General features: G+C 69.2%; 17 protein-coding genes and 1 tRNA gene. 6 read left to right on the top strand and 12 right to left on the bottom strand.

The features are described from left to right. Positions 1-231: 231 nt before the first annotated feature. The 3 genes from ACZ5PO_RS06640 to ACZ5PO_RS06630 are packed head-to-tail and all read right to left on the bottom strand — an operon-like array spanning position 232 to position 2,884. Positions 232-798, bottom strand: a complete 567-nt coding sequence (locus tag ACZ5PO_RS06640; RefSeq protein ID WP_464191519.1) for a UbiX family flavin prenyltransferase — start codon at positions 796-798, stop codon at positions 232-234. Then, positions 795-1,529, bottom strand: coding sequence for a TIGR02444 family protein (locus tag ACZ5PO_RS06635; protein WP_464191517.1), 735 nt, complete (start codon positions 1,527-1,529; stop codon positions 795-797). The genes ACZ5PO_RS06640 and ACZ5PO_RS06635 overlap by 4 nt, the downstream gene beginning before the upstream one ends. Beyond that, positions 1,529-2,884 carry a UbiD family decarboxylase gene (locus tag ACZ5PO_RS06630; RefSeq protein ID WP_464191515.1) on the bottom strand — a complete coding sequence of 452 codons (1,356 nt, stop codon included), beginning with the start codon at positions 2,882-2,884 and terminating at the stop codon, positions 1,529-1,531. The genes ACZ5PO_RS06635 and ACZ5PO_RS06630 overlap by 1 nt, the downstream gene beginning before the upstream one ends. Before the next feature lie 29 nt (positions 2,885-2,913). On the opposite strand from ACZ5PO_RS06630, the gene ACZ5PO_RS06625 reads away from it, so the two are divergent. Beyond that, positions 2,914-3,954, top strand: coding sequence for an FUSC family protein (locus tag ACZ5PO_RS06625; protein ID WP_464191513.1), 1,041 nt, complete (start codon positions 2,914-2,916; stop codon positions 3,952-3,954). Positions 3,955-4,209: 255 nt separating this feature from the next. On the opposite strand, the gene ACZ5PO_RS06620 is transcribed toward ACZ5PO_RS06625, so the two are convergent. The 9 genes from ACZ5PO_RS06620 to hemC all read right to left on the bottom strand — a co-directional run bounded on the left by ACZ5PO_RS06620 (position 4,210) and on the right by hemC (position 13,916). Next, positions 4,210-5,838, bottom strand: coding sequence for a UbiD family decarboxylase domain-containing protein (locus tag ACZ5PO_RS06620; protein WP_464191511.1), 1,629 nt, complete (start codon positions 5,836-5,838; stop codon positions 4,210-4,212). 46 nt (positions 5,839-5,884) lie between these two features. Further along, the gene (locus ACZ5PO_RS06615; protein WP_464191509.1) at positions 5,885-6,310 is read right to left on the bottom strand and encodes an SRPBCC family protein; all 426 of its coding nucleotides are present in this window, start codon (positions 6,308-6,310) and stop codon (positions 5,885-5,887) included. A gap of 607 nt (positions 6,311-6,917) precedes the next feature. Further along, positions 6,918-7,058 carry an isochorismatase family protein gene (locus tag ACZ5PO_RS06610; RefSeq protein WP_464196716.1) on the bottom strand — a complete coding sequence of 47 codons (141 nt, stop codon included), beginning with the start codon at positions 7,056-7,058 and terminating at the stop codon, positions 6,918-6,920. 254 nt (positions 7,059-7,312) lie between these two features. Then, positions 7,313-7,564, bottom strand: coding sequence for a hypothetical protein (locus ACZ5PO_RS06605; protein ID WP_464191506.1), 252 nt, complete (start codon positions 7,562-7,564; stop codon positions 7,313-7,315). Positions 7,565-7,861: 297 nt separating this feature from the next. Next, positions 7,862-7,937 (bottom strand) — tRNA-Thr (locus tag ACZ5PO_RS06600). Positions 7,938-8,123: 186 nt separating this feature from the next. Beyond that, on the bottom strand, positions 8,124-9,923 hold the full coding sequence (locus ACZ5PO_RS06595) for a heme biosynthesis HemY N-terminal domain-containing protein (RefSeq protein ID WP_464191504.1): 1,800 nt from the start codon (positions 9,921-9,923) through the stop codon (positions 8,124-8,126). Continuing rightward, positions 9,920-11,662 (bottom strand): COG4223 family protein, encoded by a 1,743-nt coding sequence (locus tag ACZ5PO_RS06590; RefSeq protein WP_464191502.1) that lies wholly within the window; start codon positions 11,660-11,662, stop codon positions 9,920-9,922. Before ACZ5PO_RS06590 ends, ACZ5PO_RS06595 begins: the two co-directional genes overlap by 4 nt. A 499-nt stretch (positions 11,663-12,161) precedes the next feature. Further along, the gene (locus ACZ5PO_RS06585; RefSeq protein WP_464191499.1) at positions 12,162-12,857 is read right to left on the bottom strand and encodes a uroporphyrinogen-III synthase; all 696 of its coding nucleotides are present in this window, start codon (positions 12,855-12,857) and stop codon (positions 12,162-12,164) included. 120 nt (positions 12,858-12,977) lie between these two features. Next, a complete protein-coding gene (gene hemC, locus ACZ5PO_RS06580; RefSeq protein WP_464191497.1) occupies positions 12,978-13,916 on the bottom strand; it encodes a hydroxymethylbilane synthase in 939 nt (312 codons plus the stop codon). Between the two features lie 258 nt (positions 13,917-14,174). Between hemC and tsaD the strand changes: the two genes are divergently transcribed. The 5 genes from tsaD (at position 14,175) to acs (ending at position 19,835) form a co-directional block, all read left to right on the top strand. After that, complete coding sequence (gene tsaD / locus ACZ5PO_RS06575) at positions 14,175-15,233, top strand: tRNA (adenosine(37)-N6)-threonylcarbamoyltransferase complex transferase subunit TsaD (RefSeq protein ID WP_464191495.1); 1,059 nt, start codon at positions 14,175-14,177, stop codon at positions 15,231-15,233. Beyond that, on the top strand, positions 15,230-16,228 hold the full coding sequence (locus ACZ5PO_RS06570) for an NAD(P)H-dependent glycerol-3-phosphate dehydrogenase (protein ID WP_464191493.1): 999 nt from the start codon (positions 15,230-15,232) through the stop codon (positions 16,226-16,228). Before tsaD ends, ACZ5PO_RS06570 begins: the two co-directional genes overlap by 4 nt. A gap of 123 nt (positions 16,229-16,351) precedes the next feature. Continuing rightward, the gene (locus ACZ5PO_RS06565; RefSeq protein ID WP_464191491.1) at positions 16,352-16,771 is read left to right on the top strand and encodes an EVE domain-containing protein; all 420 of its coding nucleotides are present in this window, start codon (positions 16,352-16,354) and stop codon (positions 16,769-16,771) included. After that, positions 16,768-17,733 carry a phosphodiester glycosidase family protein gene (locus ACZ5PO_RS06560; RefSeq protein WP_464191489.1) on the top strand — a complete coding sequence of 322 codons (966 nt, stop codon included), beginning with the start codon at positions 16,768-16,770 and terminating at the stop codon, positions 17,731-17,733. The genes ACZ5PO_RS06565 and ACZ5PO_RS06560 overlap by 4 nt, the downstream gene beginning before the upstream one ends. Positions 17,734-17,882: 149 nt before the next feature. Beyond that, entirely contained in the window at positions 17,883-19,835 is a 1,953-nt protein-coding gene (acs, locus tag ACZ5PO_RS06555; protein ID WP_464191486.1) for an acetate--CoA ligase, read from the top strand. Positions 19,836-20,006: the final 171 nt, after the last annotated feature.

The following is a 20,006-nucleotide window of genomic DNA, read 5'->3' as shown; positions in this document are numbered from 1 at the left end:
GCGCAGCCGCTGCCACTCGGCGAGGCCGAGGCCGATCAGAGGCAGCACCTCTTCGAGTTTGCGGCCGGTCGCCAGGAACAGGTTGGCTGCCTCGAAGGCATCGTAGGGGATGACGGGCACGATGCCGTCACCCACCCGAAGATCGGATCGCTCGGTCATCCCAGTTCTCTTGCCGAGCGCCCCGCCTGGATCAATCGAAACCGCGGGCGCCGGACACTGAGGCCGCCCCGATCAACCTGGCTCGCGCCAGCGCTTGGTGAGGTCGAGATGGATGCCGAACAGATCCATCGCCCTCGCCACCGTCTGAGTCACCGCTTCGTCCAGGGTCTGGAGGCCATGGTAGAAGGCGGGAACGGGCGGCATGATGATCGCGCCGTTCTGCGTCGCCTGCGCCATGAGCTGGATATGGCCGGCGTGCAACGGCGTTTCACGAACGAGCAGCACGACGCGTCGCCGCTCCTTGAGGCAGACGTCAGCGGCCCGGACAACCAGCTCGTCATTGTAGCAATGCGCTATGCCGCTCAGCGTCTTGATGGAACAGGGCGCCACCAGCATGCCGGAGGTCAGGAAGGATCCGGACGAGATGGCGGCACCGATGTCCTTGTGGCTGTAGACTTCATCTGCCAGCTGGCGGACGCCGTCCAGATCGTGGCGTGTTTCCTCGGCAATCGTGCGCGCGCCGGAGGGCGTCACGATGAGATGGGTCTCCACGTCGCTCACGTTTCGCAACAATTCGAGCGCGCGGATGCCGTAGATGACGCCAGAGGCCCCGGTGATCGCAATGATGACGCGCCTCATGGCTCCCCGCCCGTTGCCGAATGCGCGATGCGGAGCAAAGCTTGTCTTTCGTCGTCGCGCACTGCACGACCACTGTAGAAGGATAGGATCGCCAGCCCGTTCTGCACGGCCGTCTCGGTAGCCGTGCTGTGGCCGTCGGCGACACCGATGTCGATCGCCGCCGCCTCCAGCGCGTCGAGCTCGATCATCTCGGCATCGAGCTCGAGCTTCTGGATGCCCGCTCGAAGATGCTTCACCCGGTCTGACAGGGCAGGGAGCTCATAGTGCTTGAGCTGTTTTCGCATGGAGCGCAGGGGCCGGACGACTTGCTCGTTCCAGTCCGCTACGTGCGCATGCACGTCCCGGATGTGTGCGTCCTCCAGTCGCCGCCCTCTCTGTGCCGCCGTCCAGATGGCCATCAGCAGCACATCCACATCGACACCGGCGCTCTCCTGCAAGAGCAGGCAGGCGTCTGCGACGCCCGTCCGCCCATACAGGTCGACGGCAAAGCGTGCCAGACCGACACCCTCGGACATGGTCCCCCTCGTGAGCTCCTGCGGCACCGGTTCCGGCCGGTGCTGTGCAAAGATCTGTTCCTTTGAATGATGGATGGTCGGGTCGAGCCCGGCCATGGCGTTGAGTATAAAGGCTTTCCGTCTCCACTCGTCATAGTCGGGCTTGACCCGACTATCCATCGACTTGAAAACTCGGGCGTCGGGCACTTTCATTTCAGATGAGCTGAAACGCCCCACTAGCGCGATCCGATCTCGGGCAGATCGAACTCGCGCCAGCCCGGAACCTCCGAGACCTCGGGAAAGTCGCCTCCGAACGGGCGCGTTGCGTCGATGCCGACGGCCGACGACAGACCCCCGTCGGTGTAGGGGTCGAGCGGGGCCGCCGCCGTGCCGTCCACGACGAACACATCCATTCGCGGCTTCACGCGGAATGACATCGCCCATTCGACCTCGGCCGAATTCCTGATGTCGATATCCGGCTCAACCACGATGACCCATTTCGGATGGAGGTTGCAGGCCATCGTCGCCAGGATCGCCTGCCTCGCCTCGCCTTCGTAACGAGGGGTCATGGCCAGGACGACGTAGACCTGCACCCCGCCGGAGCTGTTGATCGAGATGTCGCTGATCGTCGGGAACTGAGCTTGAAGTTGCTGCAGGACGGAGGTCTCGAATGGAATCTGCTTCAGGACATGGTTCTCGGTGATGGGTTTTCCGGTCAACAGTCCCTGGAAGAGCGCGTCCTTGCGGTGGGTAATGGCCGTGACCGTTGCCGTCGGCTTGGGCGCGGCCGGCGTATAGTATCCGGTATACTCTCCGAGCGGACCTTCCACCGCGAGCTTGTCCGTGTTGACCGTGAATTCGATAACGAACTCCGCCAGGGCGGGAACCTTCAAGTCGCTGCTGACGGCCTTCGCGAGCTCGACGGGTGCGGCGCGAAGACCGCCTGCAACGTACCAGTCGTTGGTCGTATCGCTGGATTGAACCTGGCACGAGAACATCGTCATCGGGTCGACACCGATGACGGCCGCGCCGTGCAGCGTCACCCCCAGCTCCTTGGCTTTCGCGATGTTCTTCCCGAAGCGATGATTGCTGGCCGAGAAAACCCCCATCTGCCTGGGCCCCTGCACCTGAAGGCGATAGTTGCCGATATCCGGCACACCGGTCTCAGGATTTTCTGAGACGATGATGGCGGCGGTGATATAGGGGCCTCCGTCCTTGGGACTGTAGATCGGGACCGGCAGCTTGGTGAGATCGATGTCGTCGCCTTGAAGCATGACGTCCTGACAGGGCGCGCGCCCCTGAAAATCGATCGGCGCGACGGGCGCATGGATGGCGTCGAGGACGCGCTTGTGGATCGTGGCTTCCGTGGCCTCGAAGGCAATCAATGCCCGCTTGCGGCTTCCATAGAGGCCCGCCACGAGCGGGAACGCCGTGCCCGTTTGCCGGAACAGGAGGGCCGGTCCGCCAAGCGAACTCGACTTTGCAAGCGCCTTGGCAATATCGTACTTCAAGGCAATGGGCCGCTCGATCTCGACGAGTTCCCCCGACTCTTTCAGTGCTGCCAAGAAAGCGCGCAGGTCCTGATATGGCATGGCGGATGATTCCCTTCGCGAGTTCAGTGATGCGTCGCTTGATCCCAAGTCCGCGAAGCCATGACATTCGGGCCGCTGTTCGCGTGGGGCTTTCCGTCGGACTTCCTCTGCTGACGGTCTACGCTCTCGGCAGGCTCGACCTTGCGGTTTTTGCAGCCTTCGGCGCGCTCGCGTCGCTCTATGGTCACGGCGAACCATCCGGCCGCCGGATCGAGACCCAGCTGGCCGTGGCCATCGCCTTCACCGTCACGATGGCGGTCGCCACGCTCTTCGCTGCCGCGCATGGACCGACATGGCTGCTGGGCGTGCTGCTCGTTGCGCTCGTGCTCTGCGCCGGCGCATTGGGCGCCGCCATGAGATGGGTGCCGCGGGGTGAGATCTTCTTCGTTCTCATCCTCCTGGTGCTCGCCGATCTTCCCACGACCTGGACGAAGGTCCTGGCTGGGACGGCTGTCGGCTTCGCAGCGGCGATCTTCTCGGTGGCGCTGACCGCTCTCGAGCGAGTCCTCGCGCACGAAACCGACGCGCGGGGTCGTTTGCGCGACCGGATTGCAGCGGGGCTCACCACCATAGACCGCCGGCAGCACGCGGCCTCGATCGCGACCGCTGCCGTCGGGGTTCTTGCCGCCTGGTTGGCGGCGCTGGCGCTCGGGATCGGCCATCCCTTCTGGGCACCCGTGGTGGTCGCGGCGATGATGCCCGCCCTGTTGTCGTCCCGGGTTCATCTCAGGATCGTCGCTCTCATCGCCGGCACTCTCGGCGGCGTTGCGTTGGCCAGCGTCATCTTCGCGTTCGAGCCGGGCGTGCTTGCGCTGATCGTGATGATCGTGGTGTGCCAGGCGATCGCCGAGTTGTTCATTGCCAAGCAATATGGCGTGGCCCTTCTGTTCCTGTCGCCGCTCGCGATCGGGATGAGCAATCTCGGCCGCGGCCTGCCGTGGGGCCCCTTGCTGGCGGAGCGTGCCTTCGAGGCGGTCTTGGGCTCGCTCATCGGCCTGGCGGCGATCGTCGCGGCGCGCGCGCTTGTCGGGATCCGTCTGGAGGAGCAAGGCCAAGCCGCGGCGCGGTGAGACGGATCTCACCGGCCGCGCTTGCGGCGCCCGACCAGCCCCCGCACCGACCAGAGCGTTTCGCCATCGGATGATCTCATCCGATGGCGAAACGCTCATAACTCTTTGAGTCTTGGGCGCTTCTCTTGCGATTGGGTGATTCCACCCAATCGCAGAGCGCTCTCGCACCCCTTGCGTTGACAGGACCAAGCCCAAACTGGCCCTCCTCGACAGCTGGGGGCGTGAGATCCGGAGCCCCTCGCGTTGCTTGACGGATTATCCGGAGGTCTTGATATGCCGCGGATCGGAGTGGAGGAGCGACTGAGGCGCAGCCTCCCAGGTGAAGGGCTTGTCCGACAGCGTGTAGCGGTACCAGGGCGGATCGTTCGTGCGGCCGAGCTCGTGACGAAGATTGCCGAACGCGCGGTAGAGGATCGGGTACGGCTGCCCGTGATAGTGCTTCAGGATCTCGTACCACGCGCGGGGCTCCGCAGCGATGAAGGCCCGCATGTCGCGCGTCAGCTCCTCTTCGCCCATGACCCTGACGTCCGGCGGCGGGTCCCCCAGATCGGTCAACGTGCTGCGCACGAATTCATTGGGATTCCAGCTGGAACCTAACGGTACCGTGCAATCCATCCCGATCTTGGAGGCAATGCCCAATTCGCTGCTCTTGGGGTCCACGGTCATCGTGTTCAGCCCGTCGAGCCGCACCGTGTCCCGATCGGGCATATAGCGATAGGCCATGGCTGCCAGGACGGCCTGGTCGTCCCAGATATCGACGTCGGTGTCGAAGACCATCGCCACCTTGGGAAGGCCCTGCTTCGAGCAGGTGAGCATCACGCCGAGCGCCTGCTTGGCGTCGCCGGCGCCGAGCGGGTGGATCTTGGCATAGGCGATGTTCGACAGGCCGCCGGCGGGGCAGCGGACCTCGTGAACCTCGATGCCCGCGTTCTTGAGGCCGTTGAAGAGATCGGCCTCGATCGCCGGCAGCTGCAGCATGTTGTCCGTATACCAGGGGTGCAGGCCCCCGATCGTGCAATGCTGGTAGATGCCGCCCTTGCGGTACGTCATCGCCTTTACTTTCAGGCGATAGTTATGCTTGATGCCGCCGCCGTACATGCCGGTGAACTCACCGTACGGCCCCTCGTCGAAGACGAGGCCTTCCAGCGCCATCAACTCGCATTCGAGCACGATCTCGGCATTGGCGGGCACGACGACGTCGATGGTCTCGCAGCGGACCATCTTCGCGGGCGCGCCGTAGAATGCGCCCAGCACCTCGAAGTCATCCGTGTCGGCGGTGACGCCGACGAGCGCGGAGATCTTGTCCAGCGTAGGGCCGCCCAGCACGATGGCGACCTCGAGGTTCTGGCCCTTGGCCGCCGCGGCCATCGCGTGGATGCGCTGCCGGTGGGACGTGCAGGTCATGTCGACGGACTTTTCGTCCTTCGAGCGGAACATCGAGCGATAGATGCCCCAGTCGTAGACCCCGGTATCCGGATGCTTGCTGATGAACAGGTTGTCGTTGGTATAGGCGTGCCCGTCGCGGTCGTGATGCAGGAAGAGCGGCAATCGCGTGAGGTCGACATCGTCGCCCTTCAGGATCACCTCCTTGCACGGCGCGGTGGTGACTTGCTCCCACGGGACGCGGCCCTTGGACCGCTCCACCATCTTCAGGCCCGTCTTGGTCTTGTCGCAGCCCATGGCCCAGGCGAACATGTCCTGGTTGGAATAGGCGTTCGCGAGGACCGAGAATTCGCTGTCCTTGATCTTTTCAATGAGGACAGCTTTTGTCGGATTCGCCTCGAGGACCTGCGGGATCTGGTCGACGCGGACCTCGCCGGAAATCCGCACGAGGAACCCCGCCTCGTCCATCGAGGCCACGAAGTCGGCTAGCGATTGCTGCATGGTGCGGCCCTTGCGGAGGAAGCGCCTTCAGGAGTGAAGCGGGCGTTCAGGCGTGAGCGGGAGCGACGGTGCCTTTCTCCGCATAGGCGCGAAGGTGGTGGAGCATGGCGCCCCACAGGCTGTTGCACTTGGCGAAATTGCCCCCGTCATGCGGCCAGCCGGCGTGATCGAACGTGATCTGCACGCGACCGCGCGGCTCCGCTCCCAGGTGGAAGGTCGCCGTCGTGCCGACGGAGTCGCCCGGCCCTTCAGTGCATTTCCAAGCCACGGTGTCCGCGTCGTGCGCGATGATTTCCCAATGGAACGTGGGGCCGCTGCCGTATTGCAGAATCCACGTCGAGCCGACATCCCCTCCGCCGGAGACCTTGGCCATCGTCCATCCTTCCAGCCCATCGGGCGTGGTGAGGGCACGACGAACCTTGGCGTGGTCTGCATCGATATTGACCACGTGACGTAGCGAATGACCTGACATGCAACCCCCCTCGACGAGCAGCCAATCACGCCCCCCTGCAGCTCGACCGCCGCACTATACCTGCGACATAACTAAAGGCCAGTGACAAACCAATCGTTCGCTCGACCTCATCTGGAGCAAGCGCCAGAGCTACATGTTCGACCTTCGTTTAGATCAAGTCGTTACCCAGCCAAGGGAGGCGAGGCTTCGCGACTCGGCCTCTGCCGTCGGCACGGCTGCGCCAAGCTGCGAAATGGGCGGGTGCTCACGCGCTTGTGAAAGGGCCCACAGAGGAGCCGCAAGCCGATACTGCATGGGCCCGCGGCCGGCGGAATTCTCAATCCTTGCAGAACGAGCTATCCGCGCGGCGCCATGACAGCTCGATGCCGAGCGCCCCCTGCCTTCGCTGCGCGACATAGGAGTTGAAGGAGGGGGCGGCTCAGTCGCTGCCCTGCGCCTCGGCCCGGGCTCCTCCGCCCCCGGCCGGGCCAGCCCCGCCGCTCCAGAGGCTGCTATGCGGCCAGACAGGAAGCGGCATCGTCGGCCGTAACCACCTCGGCGAATGTGAGCGTCACGTTGTTGAGCGAATTATTGTGCTCGACGTCGGCGTGAATTGCAGTTGCCTAAGTTACAAAAAAACTTTGTAATTCAGCGTCATCGCAGCCCGGACGAGCGACTCGCAACAAATATTGGTAACGCACCCCGTTATGATGATGGTCTCGATGCCGAGGCCGCACAGGCGTTCATCCTGCGATGAGCCTTCGACAATGGTGCCGGACCGGAACTTGTTGATGCGGGTCGAACTCGTCCCGGTTCGCCGTCAGCACCGGCAGGCCAGCCTTCGCCGCTGCGAGCGACGGTCGACTTGTCTAGTCTCAATAGCGTCTTCACAAAAATCAAACAAATACGAGGTCCGTTGACGCTTCGTCCGGTGTATTCGACGATCGTGTTCATGTATTCGCCGACGGTCACACCGCTTTGCTGTCGCAATCCTGGCTCGAGCGCTCCAAACTGAGTGATGCATCACGCCCGACGCTTTCCTCTCGGCATTTTTGGGCGCTCGATCAAAGACGGCCCCATATGGACGTCCTCTGCCTCCTCGCGCTGTTTCCAACGTCGTTGATCGGGAGGAAATGGTTGTTGAAGGGCGCCAGCTAGCTTGTCGGTTGTCGTTTGCTGGCGCGGATCCAAGGCTTGGCTTAACAAGGCTTGGCTCAACAAGCTCTTCGCTTCATCGCGCAGCCGCCGCGCCTCGGCCAGCCCGAAGCTGAGCACCGGTTGCCGTTGTAGCGGCCGCCCGCCAGGGCCGGCCGCCAGCGGGGCACGGGGCACGACTAATTGGGGCCCACCTCCGTCCGAGAGCTGACGCGGCTTCTCCGTTGGCTTGAGGGCCCTTATGGCTACGTCGGTTAGGGACGTCTGTTGGCATCGCGTTGGCGTTGGCAGCGGTCGTGCCAACACATTCGCTGGATGCCGACAGCCTTCCGTGAACCGTGCCGGACCACTGCCAACCCGAAAATCGAGACGCTGTCTCGATCTTCAGGCCAGTTCGGGCATCGCTGGACTGAGGAGTGGTGCCGCGGAAGGGATTCGAACCCCCGACCTACGCATTACGAATGCGCCGCTCTACCAACTGAGCTACCGCGGCAAGCGGCGCTTGTTTGCCCCAAACGCGCGGCTTTTGCAAGGTTTGCGGGATAGCTCTCTTCGTCGGATCGGTGGCCGGCCCGATGCGTCCTGCCGAAGCGCGTCCTGATCGGGTGGAACCACCCGATCAGGGAGAAGCGCTCCAGGCGTGGGCAATTGGATGATGGTCGTCCAACGGCGGAGTGCTCTAGCTGTGCAGACGGGTCCGCGCCGGCTCGTCCGCCTCGGGGCCCGGGTCGTCGGGCGGATGCGGCACCGGGAAGATTACCGGAGTGATGGCGCCGGGCCGCGGCGCGGCGGCAACGGCCGCCAAGCCTTCTCGCGTCGGCCGGGCCGGGGCGCCCCCGGGGCTGGCCGACCCCGCGGCCGGCTCCGCCTCGGGCGGGGCGGCGGATTTGACCGTCGGCGTCGGCTCGCCGGCGGGCGCATCGCTCGGCGGCCGGTCCGGCCCGTTGCCGACGGGCGCGGCGGCTCCAGGCGCCGGTGCCGCCGCGGTCGCGGCGGCCCCGGCCCGGTCCGCCGGCAGCGCCGTGGGGGCGCCGGAGGGCGGGGCCACGGCGGCCGGTGCGGCGTCGATCGGCCGCGCCGGCGCGGGCGGCTCGGGCTCCGCGGCCGGCATCGGCAGCGGCCGGTAGGTCCGCGCCGTCTCCTCGTGGCCGTCTGCCAGCACGTGGTCCGGGTGATCGGCGTCGACCGTATGGGCGATCAGCTCGGTCGGCGTGGTCCAGACGTAGGCGTCGAGCCGGCCGGTCACCGGCGACACCGGCGACCAATGGTCGGAGATGACGCCGTCGGCGATCCAGGCCGGATCCCGCGGCGCCCGCGAGGCGCGCGCCAGCCATTCACGCACGGCGCCGTCGGCGGCATGCTCGGCCTCCTCGAGCTCGGCCATCAGCAGGCAGACGCGCACGGTCGGCCGGTCGTAGAGCAGCGGGCTCAGCACCTGCCGGGCCTTGCCGAACTCGCGTGCGTCGAGCGCCGTGCGGGCGAAGGCGATGCGCCCCTCCGCGTGGCCGGGGGTGAGCCGCAGCAGGGTCTGCGCCCGCTCCAGCCGGTCGAGGGCTGAATCGCCGGCGCGCAGATCGATGTAGGCGGCGGCGAGGTCCGGGTGCGGCGTCGACTTCCAGCCCGCTTCCAGCAGCTTGGCGGCCTTGCGCAGCGCGCCTTGGCGCGACAGCAGGCGGCCGGCCAGCGCTGCCGCCGGCACCAGATCGGGGGCGAGCTTCACCGCCTGCTGGGCCGCTTCGAGCGCCCCCTCCGGGTCCTTGTCGGCACGATCGAGGGCGTCGGCGGCGAGCAGCACGGCGCGCTGGCGGCGCGCTTCCTCCTTGTCCACCAGCCTGAGCGAGGCGCGGCGCTCCAGGGTGCTCAGCGCGCCCTGCCAGTTGCGCTCGGCGCTGAGGTATTCGAGCACCGCCTCGTTGGCCCAGCCGACACTGGGGGCGAGCTGGGCAGCCTTGGCCGCGTGGGCGCGGGCGGCAGTATCGTCGCCCTTGCGCTTGGCCTCCACGTAGAGGCCGCGCAGGCCCAGCACCCGCGTCTCGGGCGAGCCGAGCATGGTGTTGAAGGCGGCCTCGGCGCCGGCCCGGTCGCCGCCGATCTGCGCCGCCTGGGCCTTGAGCAGCAGGGTCAGCGGCTCGTGGCCGAGCAGCCGCTCGGCGTCGGCGGCATAGCGCTTGGCCGAGGCGGGATCGCCGGCGCCGACGGCGACCATGCCACGCGACAGGGCGGCGAAGCCCTTGCTGCGGCGACGGCTGCGCGAGGCCAGCGTCATGATGTCCGGCACCCGGAAGACGAACCGCGCCAGCGTCCACAGCAGCATCAGCACCACGGCGATCAGCAGGACGGCGACGAAGGCGACGGCGACCGACGTCTCGATGCGATAGCCCTGCCAGACGACGGCGACGTCGCCCGGCCGGTCGGCGAGCCAGGCGGCGCCGGTGGCGAGAACCGCGAGCGCGACGAGGAAGAGGAGGACGCGGATCATTGGGAGCGGCCCTCCGTCGTGGCACCGGGCTTGCCGCCAGGCGTGCCGGCGAGCGCGGCGATCGACGAGGCGAGCAGGGCGCGCGCCGCCTGCTCGGCGCCGACGCGGGCGGCGAGGCGCTCGCCGAAGGCGGCCGAAAGCTGGCGAGCCGCCTCGGGCAGTGCCTGCCAGGCCGCCAGCGCCGCCGCCGTATCACCGCGCGTCAGCGCCGCTTCGACCCGCGCCACCGAGCCGGCGGGAGCCTCGGCCGGGTTGCCCTGGCTGTCCACCGGCTGGATGCGGATGATGCGCGAGGCGCTGGTGGCGAGCCGTTCCATGAGGCCGTCGCCCCTCGCCGCTGCGGCGGCGAGCTTGTCGGCGAGCGTGTCGAAGCTGCGCTTGAGCTCCGCCGTGGTGGCGACCCCCGTCGCCGCCGCGGCCTGCAGGGCGGCCATGTTGACCGCCGGGTCGGCAGGGCCTGCCGGGCCCAGCGCGGCAAGCTCCGCGGCATACGGCCGCCCCCGCTCGATGGCGCCGATCAGGTCGCGGGCCACTGTGGCGCGCGCCAGCGCCGGCAGGCGCGGATCGGCGGGCCGGCTCTCGACCGAGGCGATGCGCCGGCCCAGCGCATCGACCTGGGCCATCGCTTCGCTCGCGGTCTTGCCGGCGCCGGCGTTGAGCGTCGTGACGGTCGACTGCAATTGCTGCACCTCTGCGCCCAGGCTCGGGACCGTCGCCGTGCGCTGGTCGAGCGCATCGAGACGCCCACGCAGATCCGCGAGCGCCGCGGGGTCGATCGCCGGCGCCGGCGCGGGACCGGGGGCCGCCGCCGCCAGGCGCTTGTCGAGCGCGTCGAGACGCTCGCGCAATTCGGCGATCACCTGGGGATCGGCGGCTGGTGCGGGAGCCGCGCCCGGCTCGGCGGTGGACGCGGCCGCGCCGCCGTCTGCCGCGGGGGCCTGGCCGAGCGCCTGCACGCGCTCCTGTGCGGCCTTGACGTCCTTGCCCAGGCCCGAGACCGTGCCGTTGAGGTCGGCGAGGGTGCCGCCGAGGCCGGTGACCTGCTGGCGCAGCTGATCGACGTCGCTCTTGGCCGCCGTCGCCGCGAGCCGCTGGTTCACCTTGTCGTCGAGCGCCGCCAGGCGCGCCGCAACGTCCTGGGGCGACGACAGGGCGAAGACCACCGCCAGCGCGCCGGCGACCCCGGCCAGTCCGCCGGCGATGGCGGCGAGCGCCAGGCCGATGACACCGAGATGGCTCGGCCGGCGTTCCGGCGCAGGCGCTTCGGTGCTGCGCGGCGGGGCGCCGACCGTGGCGCCGGCCGCCGTAGCGGTCGCTTTCGGCGGCTCCGGCTTGGCCGCAGCTTTGGTGTCCGCAACCTTGGCATCCGCGGCCTTGGCATCCGTCGGTTTGCTGTCGGCAGCGGATGCCGCCGCCTTCGCGTCGGCGCCGGCGCCGCCCGCCTTGGCCTCGGCGCTCTTCGGCGGGGTGGCCGGCTGCTTGGTGTCGGCTGGCTTGGTGTCGGCTGGCTTGGCGTCCGCCGCTTTGGCGTCGGTCGGCTTGGCTTCGCCTGGCTTGCCTTGGGCAGGGACGGGCTTGGTGTCCGCCGGGGCGGCCTTGGCCGTGTCAGGGGCGCCGTGGGTGGCGACCGGCGCGCTTTCCTCGACGATTTCGGTCGGCGTCAGGTCGATCGTCGGCGGCTCGCGATAGGGGTTCCCGGGGCGCGGCGTCGGCCCGCCGCCTTTGGTCGTGTCGGCCATTCACCAGTCCTCGCTGAGCGCTTGCGCGCGCCAATCGACGCATCGGAACGATCGGAATGCGCTCCGGAGCGCGCCATCCTGAGCACAGTCCCATCGCACATGGAGGCCCCACTTTCGTGGGACCCGTGACCTGAGCATTCCCCGATCGGGTAGGGCGCCCGATCGGGGAATGCTCCCGGGCGGTGTAGCCCGTCAATCGTGAAGAGGGCGTTTGGTTCGCGCTGGGCCGGCCGGCGTCCGGTTTCACGCTTCGCCCCGACGATCCTCCCGTCTAGCCGCAGATCACGACACTAGAGCGGCGGAGGCTCCGATGGAATCGGAGCGTCCGCCGCTCCAGCGCTTTGTCTCAGCATCGGATTGTCCCAAAACCGGCATCCACTTTTGGGTCCGATGCTCCAGAGCGGCGGAGGCTCCGATGGAATCGGAGCGCTCGCCGCTCCAGCGCTTTGCCTCGGCATCGGATTGTCCCAAAACCGGCGCCCCCTTTTGGGTCCGATGCTCACGAGCGGCGGAGCAAGGCGAGCATGGCCTCCTCGTTGGGGAGGTCCGCCACCAGGATGGAGCCGGCGCCGCAGGCCCGCACCGGTTCCGCCGCATCCTCCGAAATGCAGACGTGGCCTAGGCTGGACAGCACCTGATCCAGGCCCTCCTCGCGCGCCAGCGCCACGCAGATGGCGGCGCTGCGCCGGGAATAGTGCAGCACATGGTCGGCGGTCCGCTCCGCGATCGCCTGACGCGCCGCCTCCGGCAGATGCGTCTCGGCCTCGGCCACGTAGGCCGTCCAGACGTGGGCCTCGTGGCCGGCCTCGTGCAGCAGCCTGTCGAGGTCGTTCTTGCGGTCGCGCCCGGCCGCCACCAGCAGGCGCTGGTGCGGCGGCAGCGTCTCGCGGGCGAGCAGGGCCAGCGCCTCCCGGTCGCCGGCGGCGGAGCGCACGTCCTGGAAGCCGGCCTCCTCGGCCGCCTCGGCCGTGCGGTCGCCGACGGCGAACACGGGCACCCGCGTCGGCGGCTCGGGGAAGGCGATGAGCGCGCTGGCGCTGGTCAGCACGATGGCATCCCATTCCCCCCGCGGCATCGGCTCGCCGCTCGGCACGATGCTCAGCAGCGGCGCGACGATGGGCTGATGCCCCCGGGCGGCCAGCAGGCGCCCGGTGCGGTCGGCAAACGGCTGCGGACGAGTGACGAGAACACGCATCGGGACCGCTCCCACTCTCATGCTCACCAGTATCAATCCGCGTCCGGCACCGCGTGCCTGGGCTCGGATGCCGCGCCGGCTTGACGAGTGACGACGCTCAGACGCTGCGCGGGCTTGGTGTCAGTCCGGCACCATCCATCTGGACAACTCGCCGGCGCGGCTTCTGATCTCACGCGCCGCATCTTCGCCAAGCCGGACGGCGTCGGCAACCACGCCGTCGCGCGCCACCTCGAGCCCGGCGCTGCCGTCCGCCGCCACCAGCAGGCCGCGGAAGCGGAGCCGGCCCGAGACGGCGTCGACCGTCGCCAGGCCGGCGATCGGCGTCCGGCACGAGCCGTCGAGGCCGTCGAGGAAGGCGCGCTCGGCGGCGAGCGCCGTCCCGGTGGGCGCGTGCGCGACGGCGGCGACGGCGGCGGCGACGGCGGCGTCGCCGGCCCGCGCGGTGATGGCGATGGCGCCCTGGCCGACCGCCGGCAGCATGATGTCGGTGTCGAGGATGGCGCTCGCCAGATCGGCGAGGCCGAGCCGCTTCAGCCCGGCAAGGGCGAGCAGGGTGGCGTCGAACTTGCCGTCCTTGACGCGGGCGAGGCGGGTCTCGACGTTGCCCCGCAGCAGGCCGATCTCGAGATCGGGGCGCAGCCGCTTCACCTGCGCCGACCGGCGCAACGAGGCGGTGCCGACCAGCGCGCCCGGCGGCAGGTCGGCAAGGCTCGCGACGCCGCGGCTGATCAGGACGTCGCGCACGTCCTCGCGCTCGAGGTAGCCGGCGATGACGAGCTCGTCCGGCAGGCGGGTCGGCAGGTCCTTGGCCGAATGCACGGCGAGATCGATGCGGCCGGCGATGAGCGCCGCATCGAGCTCCTTGGTGAACAACCCCTTGCCGCCCGCCTTGGCCAGGGACCGGTCCTGAATCATGTCGCCGGTGGTCTTGATGATCTCCAGGCGCACCGCCGCGGCCTCGACCGCGTGGGCGGCGGCGAGCGTGCGGCGCAGCAGATCGGCCTGGGCGAGGGCGAGCGGGCTGCCGCGCGTACCGACGACGAGGCGGGACATGGTCATGGGCGTGATCCGAAAGACATGACAGGCCTCTAATCGGTTCGGCGCCGGATGCAAACCGCAGGAGCCCGTCCCGATCGGATGGAGGCGTCGGATCGGGACAGGCTCAACCTTACTTGAATCCGGAGCGCTGTTCTCCGATCGGGCGAGTCGACCGGATCGGCGAACGGCGCTCCTGGGGGCGCCGGCCCGCTCGACCGTTGCTTCGGCGCGCGCGGTATGCTCACCCTGCGCCATGATGCAACGGCCTTTGGACATATAATGCGCGTTCTCGGCATCGAGACGACCTGCGACGAGACGGCGGCGGCGGTGGTGGAGACCGACGAGACCGGGCGGCCCGTCATTCGCTCCAACGAGGTCCTCAGCCAGATCGCCGCGCACGCCGCCTATGGCGGCGTCGTGCCGGAGATCGCCGCGCGCGCCCACGTGGAGGTCGTCGACCGTCTCGTGGCGCGGGCGCTGGAGCAGGCCGGCCTCAAGCTCGCCGACATGGACGGCATCGCCGCGGCGGCCGGGCCCGGCCTCATCGGCGGCGTAATGATCGGCCTCACCACCGCCAAGGCCCTGGCGCTGGTGGCCGGCAAGGCGCTGATCGCCGTCAACCACCTGGAGGGGCACGCGCTGACGCCGCGGCTGATCGAGCAGGTCAACTTCCCCTACCTGCTGCTGCTCGCCTCCGGCGGCCACACCCAGCTCATCGCCGTGCGCGGAGTCGGCGACTACGTGCGCCTCGGCACCACCGTCGACGACGCCATCGGCGAGGCCTTCGACAAGGTCGCCAAGATGCTCGGCCTCGGCTATCCCGGCGGCCCCAAGGTCGAGGCCGAGGCGGCGAACGGCGATGCCGAGCGCTTCGCGCTGCCGCGGCCGATGCTCGGGCGGCCGGTCGCCGATTTCTCGCTCTCCGGCCTCAAGACGGCGGTGCGGCTGGAGGCGGAGCGCATCGTGCCGCTCAGGCCGCGCGACGTGGCCGACCTCTGCGCCTCGTTCCAGGCCGCCGTCGTCGACGTGGTGGTCGACCGCACGCGGGTGGCGCTGCGCGGCTTCCACGACAAGGCGGGCTACCCGACCGCGCTGGTGGTGGCCGGCGGGGTCGCCGCCAACCAGGCGATCCGCCGCGGGCTCACCCGGCTCGCCGCCGAATCGGGCCTGCGCCTGGTCGCGCCGCCGCTGCCGCTCTGTACCGACAACGGCGCCATCATTGCCTGGGCGGGCCTGGAGCGGCTGCGCCTCGGCCTCGTCGACGACCTCACCGTCGCCGCCCGGCCGCGCTGGCCCCTCGACCAGAGCCGGGACACGGTGGCCGGCGCCAAGGCATGACCACCGGCGGACCGATCGCCGTGGTCGGCGCGGGCGCCTGGGGCACGGCGCTCGCCAATGCGGCGGCGCGGGCCGGTGCCGGCCGCGTGCTGCTGTGGGGGCGCGATGCCGCCGCCATGGCGGCGCTCGCCGCGACGCGCACCAACGAGCGTGTCCTGCCCGGCGTGGCCCTGGCGCCCGAGATCGAGCCGACGGCCGACCCGCAGCAGCTGGCGTCGGCCGCCGTCGTCCTGCTGGTCGTGCCGGCGCAGGCGGTCCGCGGCGCGCTCACGGCCCTGGGCCCGGCGCTCGCGGCCCCCGGCTTGCCGATCGTTGTATGCGCCAAGGGCATCGAGCGCGGCAGCGGCGATTTCCTCAGCGACGTGGTGGCGGAGGTGCAGCCCCAGGCGGTGCCGGCGGTGCTCTCGGGCCCGAGCTTTGCCGCCGACGTCGCCCGCGGCCTGCCGACGGCGGTGGTGCTGGCGGCGGCCGAGGCGGGCCTCGCCAGGGGGATCGCGGCGCTGCTGTCCGGCCCCACCTTGCGCGTCTACCACGGCACCGACGTGCGCGGCGTCGAGATCGGCGGGGCGGCCAAGAACGTGCTCGCCATTGCCTGCGGCATCGTCGCCGGTCGCGGCCTGGGCGAGAGCGCCCGCGCCGCTCTGGTGGCGCGCGGCTTCGCCGAGCTGACGCGCTTCGCCCGCGCCCACGGCGCCCGGGCGGAGACGCTGATGGGCCTGTCGGGCCTGGGCGACCTGGTGCTCACCTGCGGCTCGACGCAGTCGCGCAACTTCGCCTTCGGCGCGGCGCTCGGCGGCGGCGCGACGCTGGCGGAGGCCGGCGGCGGCAAGCTGGTGGAAGGGGCCTTCACCGCCCCGGTGCTGGTCGACAAGGCGGCGCGCGCCGGCGTCGACATGCCGATCGCCCAGGCGGTGGCGGCGATCCTCGACGGCGCCCTCACCGTCGACGAGGCGGTCGACATGCTGATGATGCGCCCGCTCAAGGCGGAGGTGTGAGGGTGCGCGGCGGGTCGAACAACGCCAAGCCTTCAACCGGCGACGCTTCGTCAGAAGCTGCTTTCACTACGCTCCACGCGTGTCGTATCTCTCGCCGCAATCGAGCCCAGAGGAGCGGATGACATGGCGCACTGGCTGTTCAAATCGGAGCCGTCCACCTGGTCGTGGGAGCAGCAGGTGGCGGAGGGTGACAAGGGCACGTTCTGGAACGGCGTGCGCAACCACCAGGCCAAGGCCAACATGAAGGCGATGCAGGTGGGCGATCGCGGCTTCTTCTATCATTCCGGCGAGGGCAAGGAGGTCGTCGGCGTCGTCGAGGTGATCAAGCCCTATTATCCCGACCCGAGCGATGCCTCCGGCGTCTTCGGCATGGTCGACATCAAGGCGGTCGAAGCGCTGCCCAAGCCGGTGACGCTGGTGGCGGTCAAGGCCGAGCCGCGGCTCAAGGACATGGTGCTGGCGAACAATTCGCGCCTCTCGGTGCAGCCGGTGAGCGACGCGGAATGGGCGGTGGTCCGCGAGATGGGCGGGCTCAAGGGGTGAAGCTCGGCCTCCTCGCCGCCGGGCTCCTCGTTGTCGCCCTCGGAGGGCTCGGCGCGTTCTACTGGCAATATGAGCTCTACGGCCTCAACGTGCTGTGGCGCCGGGCCGGCACCTATTTCGTCACGGTGACGCCGGCGGACCCGCGCCTGTCGCCGTCGATGCGGACTGCGCTACAGCAGCCCCCGCCGCGGGCGACGGCAGGGACGATGGAGTGGCGTGAGCCCGCGCCGGGGCTGGAGGTTGCCGAGCTTCCGGTGCTCGCCGCCGGTGCCGAAGTCGACCGCATCCTGTTGACGCGCCTCGATCCCGGACGCTTTCGCTTCCAGGTCCTGACCCGGCCGGCGGGGGATCTCGACCTCGACGGCTGGATGGCGCGGGAGCGTCCCGTGGTCGTGATCAACGGAAGCTATTTCGACCAGCGCGGCCGGCCGGCGACACCGATCAAGAGCGGCAACGCCCCGGCGGGGCCGGACCCGTACCAGGCACAGCACGGCATCATGATGGTGAGCGGGCAGGCGCTGGCCATCCACGACCTGAAAGGGATCGACTGGCGGCCGCTGCGCGATCAGGCGAGCGAGGCCATGGTCTCCTATCCGCTGCTGCTGGCACCGGACGGCACGATCCGCGTCAAGTCCGATCCGCGCTGGCTCGCCAATCGCAGCTTCATCGGCCAGGACAGCACCGGCCGTGTGATCCTTGGCACGACGAAGGAGGCCTTCTTCTCGCTCGACCGCCTCGCCCGGTTTCTGCGTGAAGCGCCGCTCGATCTGGACATTGCCCTCAACCTCGACGGCGGGCCGCTCGCCTGCCAGGCCGTCAGTACATCCGCCTACCGGCGTGACCTCTGCGGCACCTGGGAGACGCAAACCAGGGACGGCGAGATCGCGCTGCTGCGGCCGGTGCTCGGGGCGCGGCGCTGGGCGCTGCCGATCGTGCTCGCCGCTTTCCCGATCTCCCCCTGACTGCGGCGCGGCGCCGCCGACTTAAGTCGCGCTGCCAAAGTTTAGGCGCCCCCGCCTTGCCTCCGCCGGCTCCGGCTCGATAAGTTGCCGGCGACATCGCCGACCGCAGGCCGGTTGCCGGCGCGGTGCGTGCGCGGGAGGACCAGGACATGGATGGGAAAGTCTACGAGGTGCCGAGCGACTGGGCCTCGCGGGCCTACGTCGACGCCGCGGGCTACGAACGGCTCTACCAGGCGTCCGTGGCCGACCCGGCCGCCTTCTGGGCCGAGCACGGCCGGCGCATCCACTGGTTCACCCCCTACGCCAAGGTGAAGAACACCTCGTTCGCCCCCGGCGCGGTGTCGATCCGCTGGTACGAGGACGGCACCACCAACGTCGCCTACAACTGCATCGACCGCCACCTGCACACGCGCGGCGACCAGGTCGCCATCATCTGGGAGGGCGACGACCCGTCCGAATCCAGGCACATCACCTACCGTGAGCTGCACGACGAGGTTTGCCGGCTCGCCAACGTGCTGCGCAACCGCGGCGTCGCCAAGGGCGACCGCGTCACCATCTACATGCCGATGATTCCGGAGGCCGCCTACGCCATGCTGGCGTGCGCGCGGCTCGGCGCCATCCATTCGGTGGTGTTCGGCGGCTTCTCGCCCGATTCGCTGGCCGGCCGCATCGAGGACTGCGGCTCCCGCATGATCATCACCGCCGACGAGGGCCTGCGCGGCGGCCGCAAGGTGCCGCTCAAGGCCAACGTGGACGCGGCGATCGAGCGGCTGGGCGGCGGCGGGGTCGAGCACGTCGTCGTGGTGCGCCGTACCGGCGCCGACGTCGCCATGGATCCGGTGCGCGACGTCTACTACCACGACGCCCGCGAGATGGTGACGGCCGAGTGCCCGTGCGAGGAGATGGACGCGGAGGACCCGCTGTTCATCCTCTACACGTCAGGTTCCACCGGCAAGCCCAAGGGCGTGCTGCACACCACCGGCGGCTACCTCGTCTACACGGCGATGACGCACCAGTACGTCTTCGACTACCACGAAGGCGACGTCTACTGGTGCACCGCCGACGTCGGCTGGGTCACCGGCCACAGCTACATCCTCTACGGGCCGCTCGCCAACGGCGCCACCACGCTGATGTTCGAGGGCGTGCCCAACTACCCCACCAACTCCCGCTTCTGGGAGGTGATCGACAAGCACAAGGTCAACACCTTCTACACCGCGCCCACGGCGATCCGGGCGCTGATGCAGGCGGGCGAGGGGCCGGTGAAGGCGACGTCGCGCGCCTCGCTGCGGCTGCTGGGCTCGGTCGGCGAGCCGATCAATCCGGAGGCCTGGGAATGGTACCACCGGGTGGTCGGCGACGGCCGCTGCCCGATCGTCGACACCTGGTGGCAGACGGAGACCGGCGGCATCCTGATCACGCCGCTGCCTGGCGCCATCGCGCTCAAGCCCGGCTCGGCGACGCTGCCGTTCTTCGGCGTCAAGCCCGAGGTGGTCGATGCGGAGGGCAACGTGCTCACCGGCGCCGCCGAGGGCAACCTGGTGATCGCCGACAGCTGGCCGGGCCAGATGCGCACGGTCTACGGCGACCACCAGCGCTTCATGGACACCTACTTTTCCGCCTATCCCAACAAGTACTTCACCGGCGACGGCTGCCGCCGGGACGCGGACGGCTACTACTGGATCACCGGCCGTGTCGACGACGTCATCAACGTCTCCGGCCACCGCATGGGCACCGCCGAGGTCGAATCGGCCCTGGTCGCCCATCCCAAGGTCTCGGAGGCGGCGGTCGTCGGCTACCCCCACGACATCAAGGGCCAGGGCATCTATGCCTACGTCACGCTGATGGCCGGCGAGCAGCCGTCGGAGGAGCTGCACAAAGAGCTCGCCGCCTGGGTGCGCCGCGAGATCGGCCCCATCGCCCAGCCGGACCTGATCCAGTTCGCGCCGAGCCTGCCCAAGACGCGCTCCGGCAAGATCATGCGCCGCATCCTGCGCAAGATCGCCGAGGACGAGTTCGGCAACCTCGGCGACACCTCGACCCTGGCCGACCCGGGCGTCGTCCACGACCTCATCGACAACCGCCAGAACAAGCAGAAGGGGTAAGCGTCGCGGCTGTTCTGGCGGCGTCGAGGCAACACCCCCGCCAGTCCCTTCCGCTTCGCACGGGACAGCCTCCCCACAAGGGGGAGGCCGTTCGGTTGGCCGCCCCGCCCAAACTTCCCCAAGCCCAAAAAGTGAGGCTCCTCCCTCCCCCCACGAAGTGGCGGGGAGGGG

This window comes from Chelatococcus sp. KU-N122 (genome assembly GCF_055391085.1).
The sequence above is the reverse complement of the archived record's forward strand: the minus strand, read 5'-3'. Positions and strand labels throughout refer to the sequence as shown.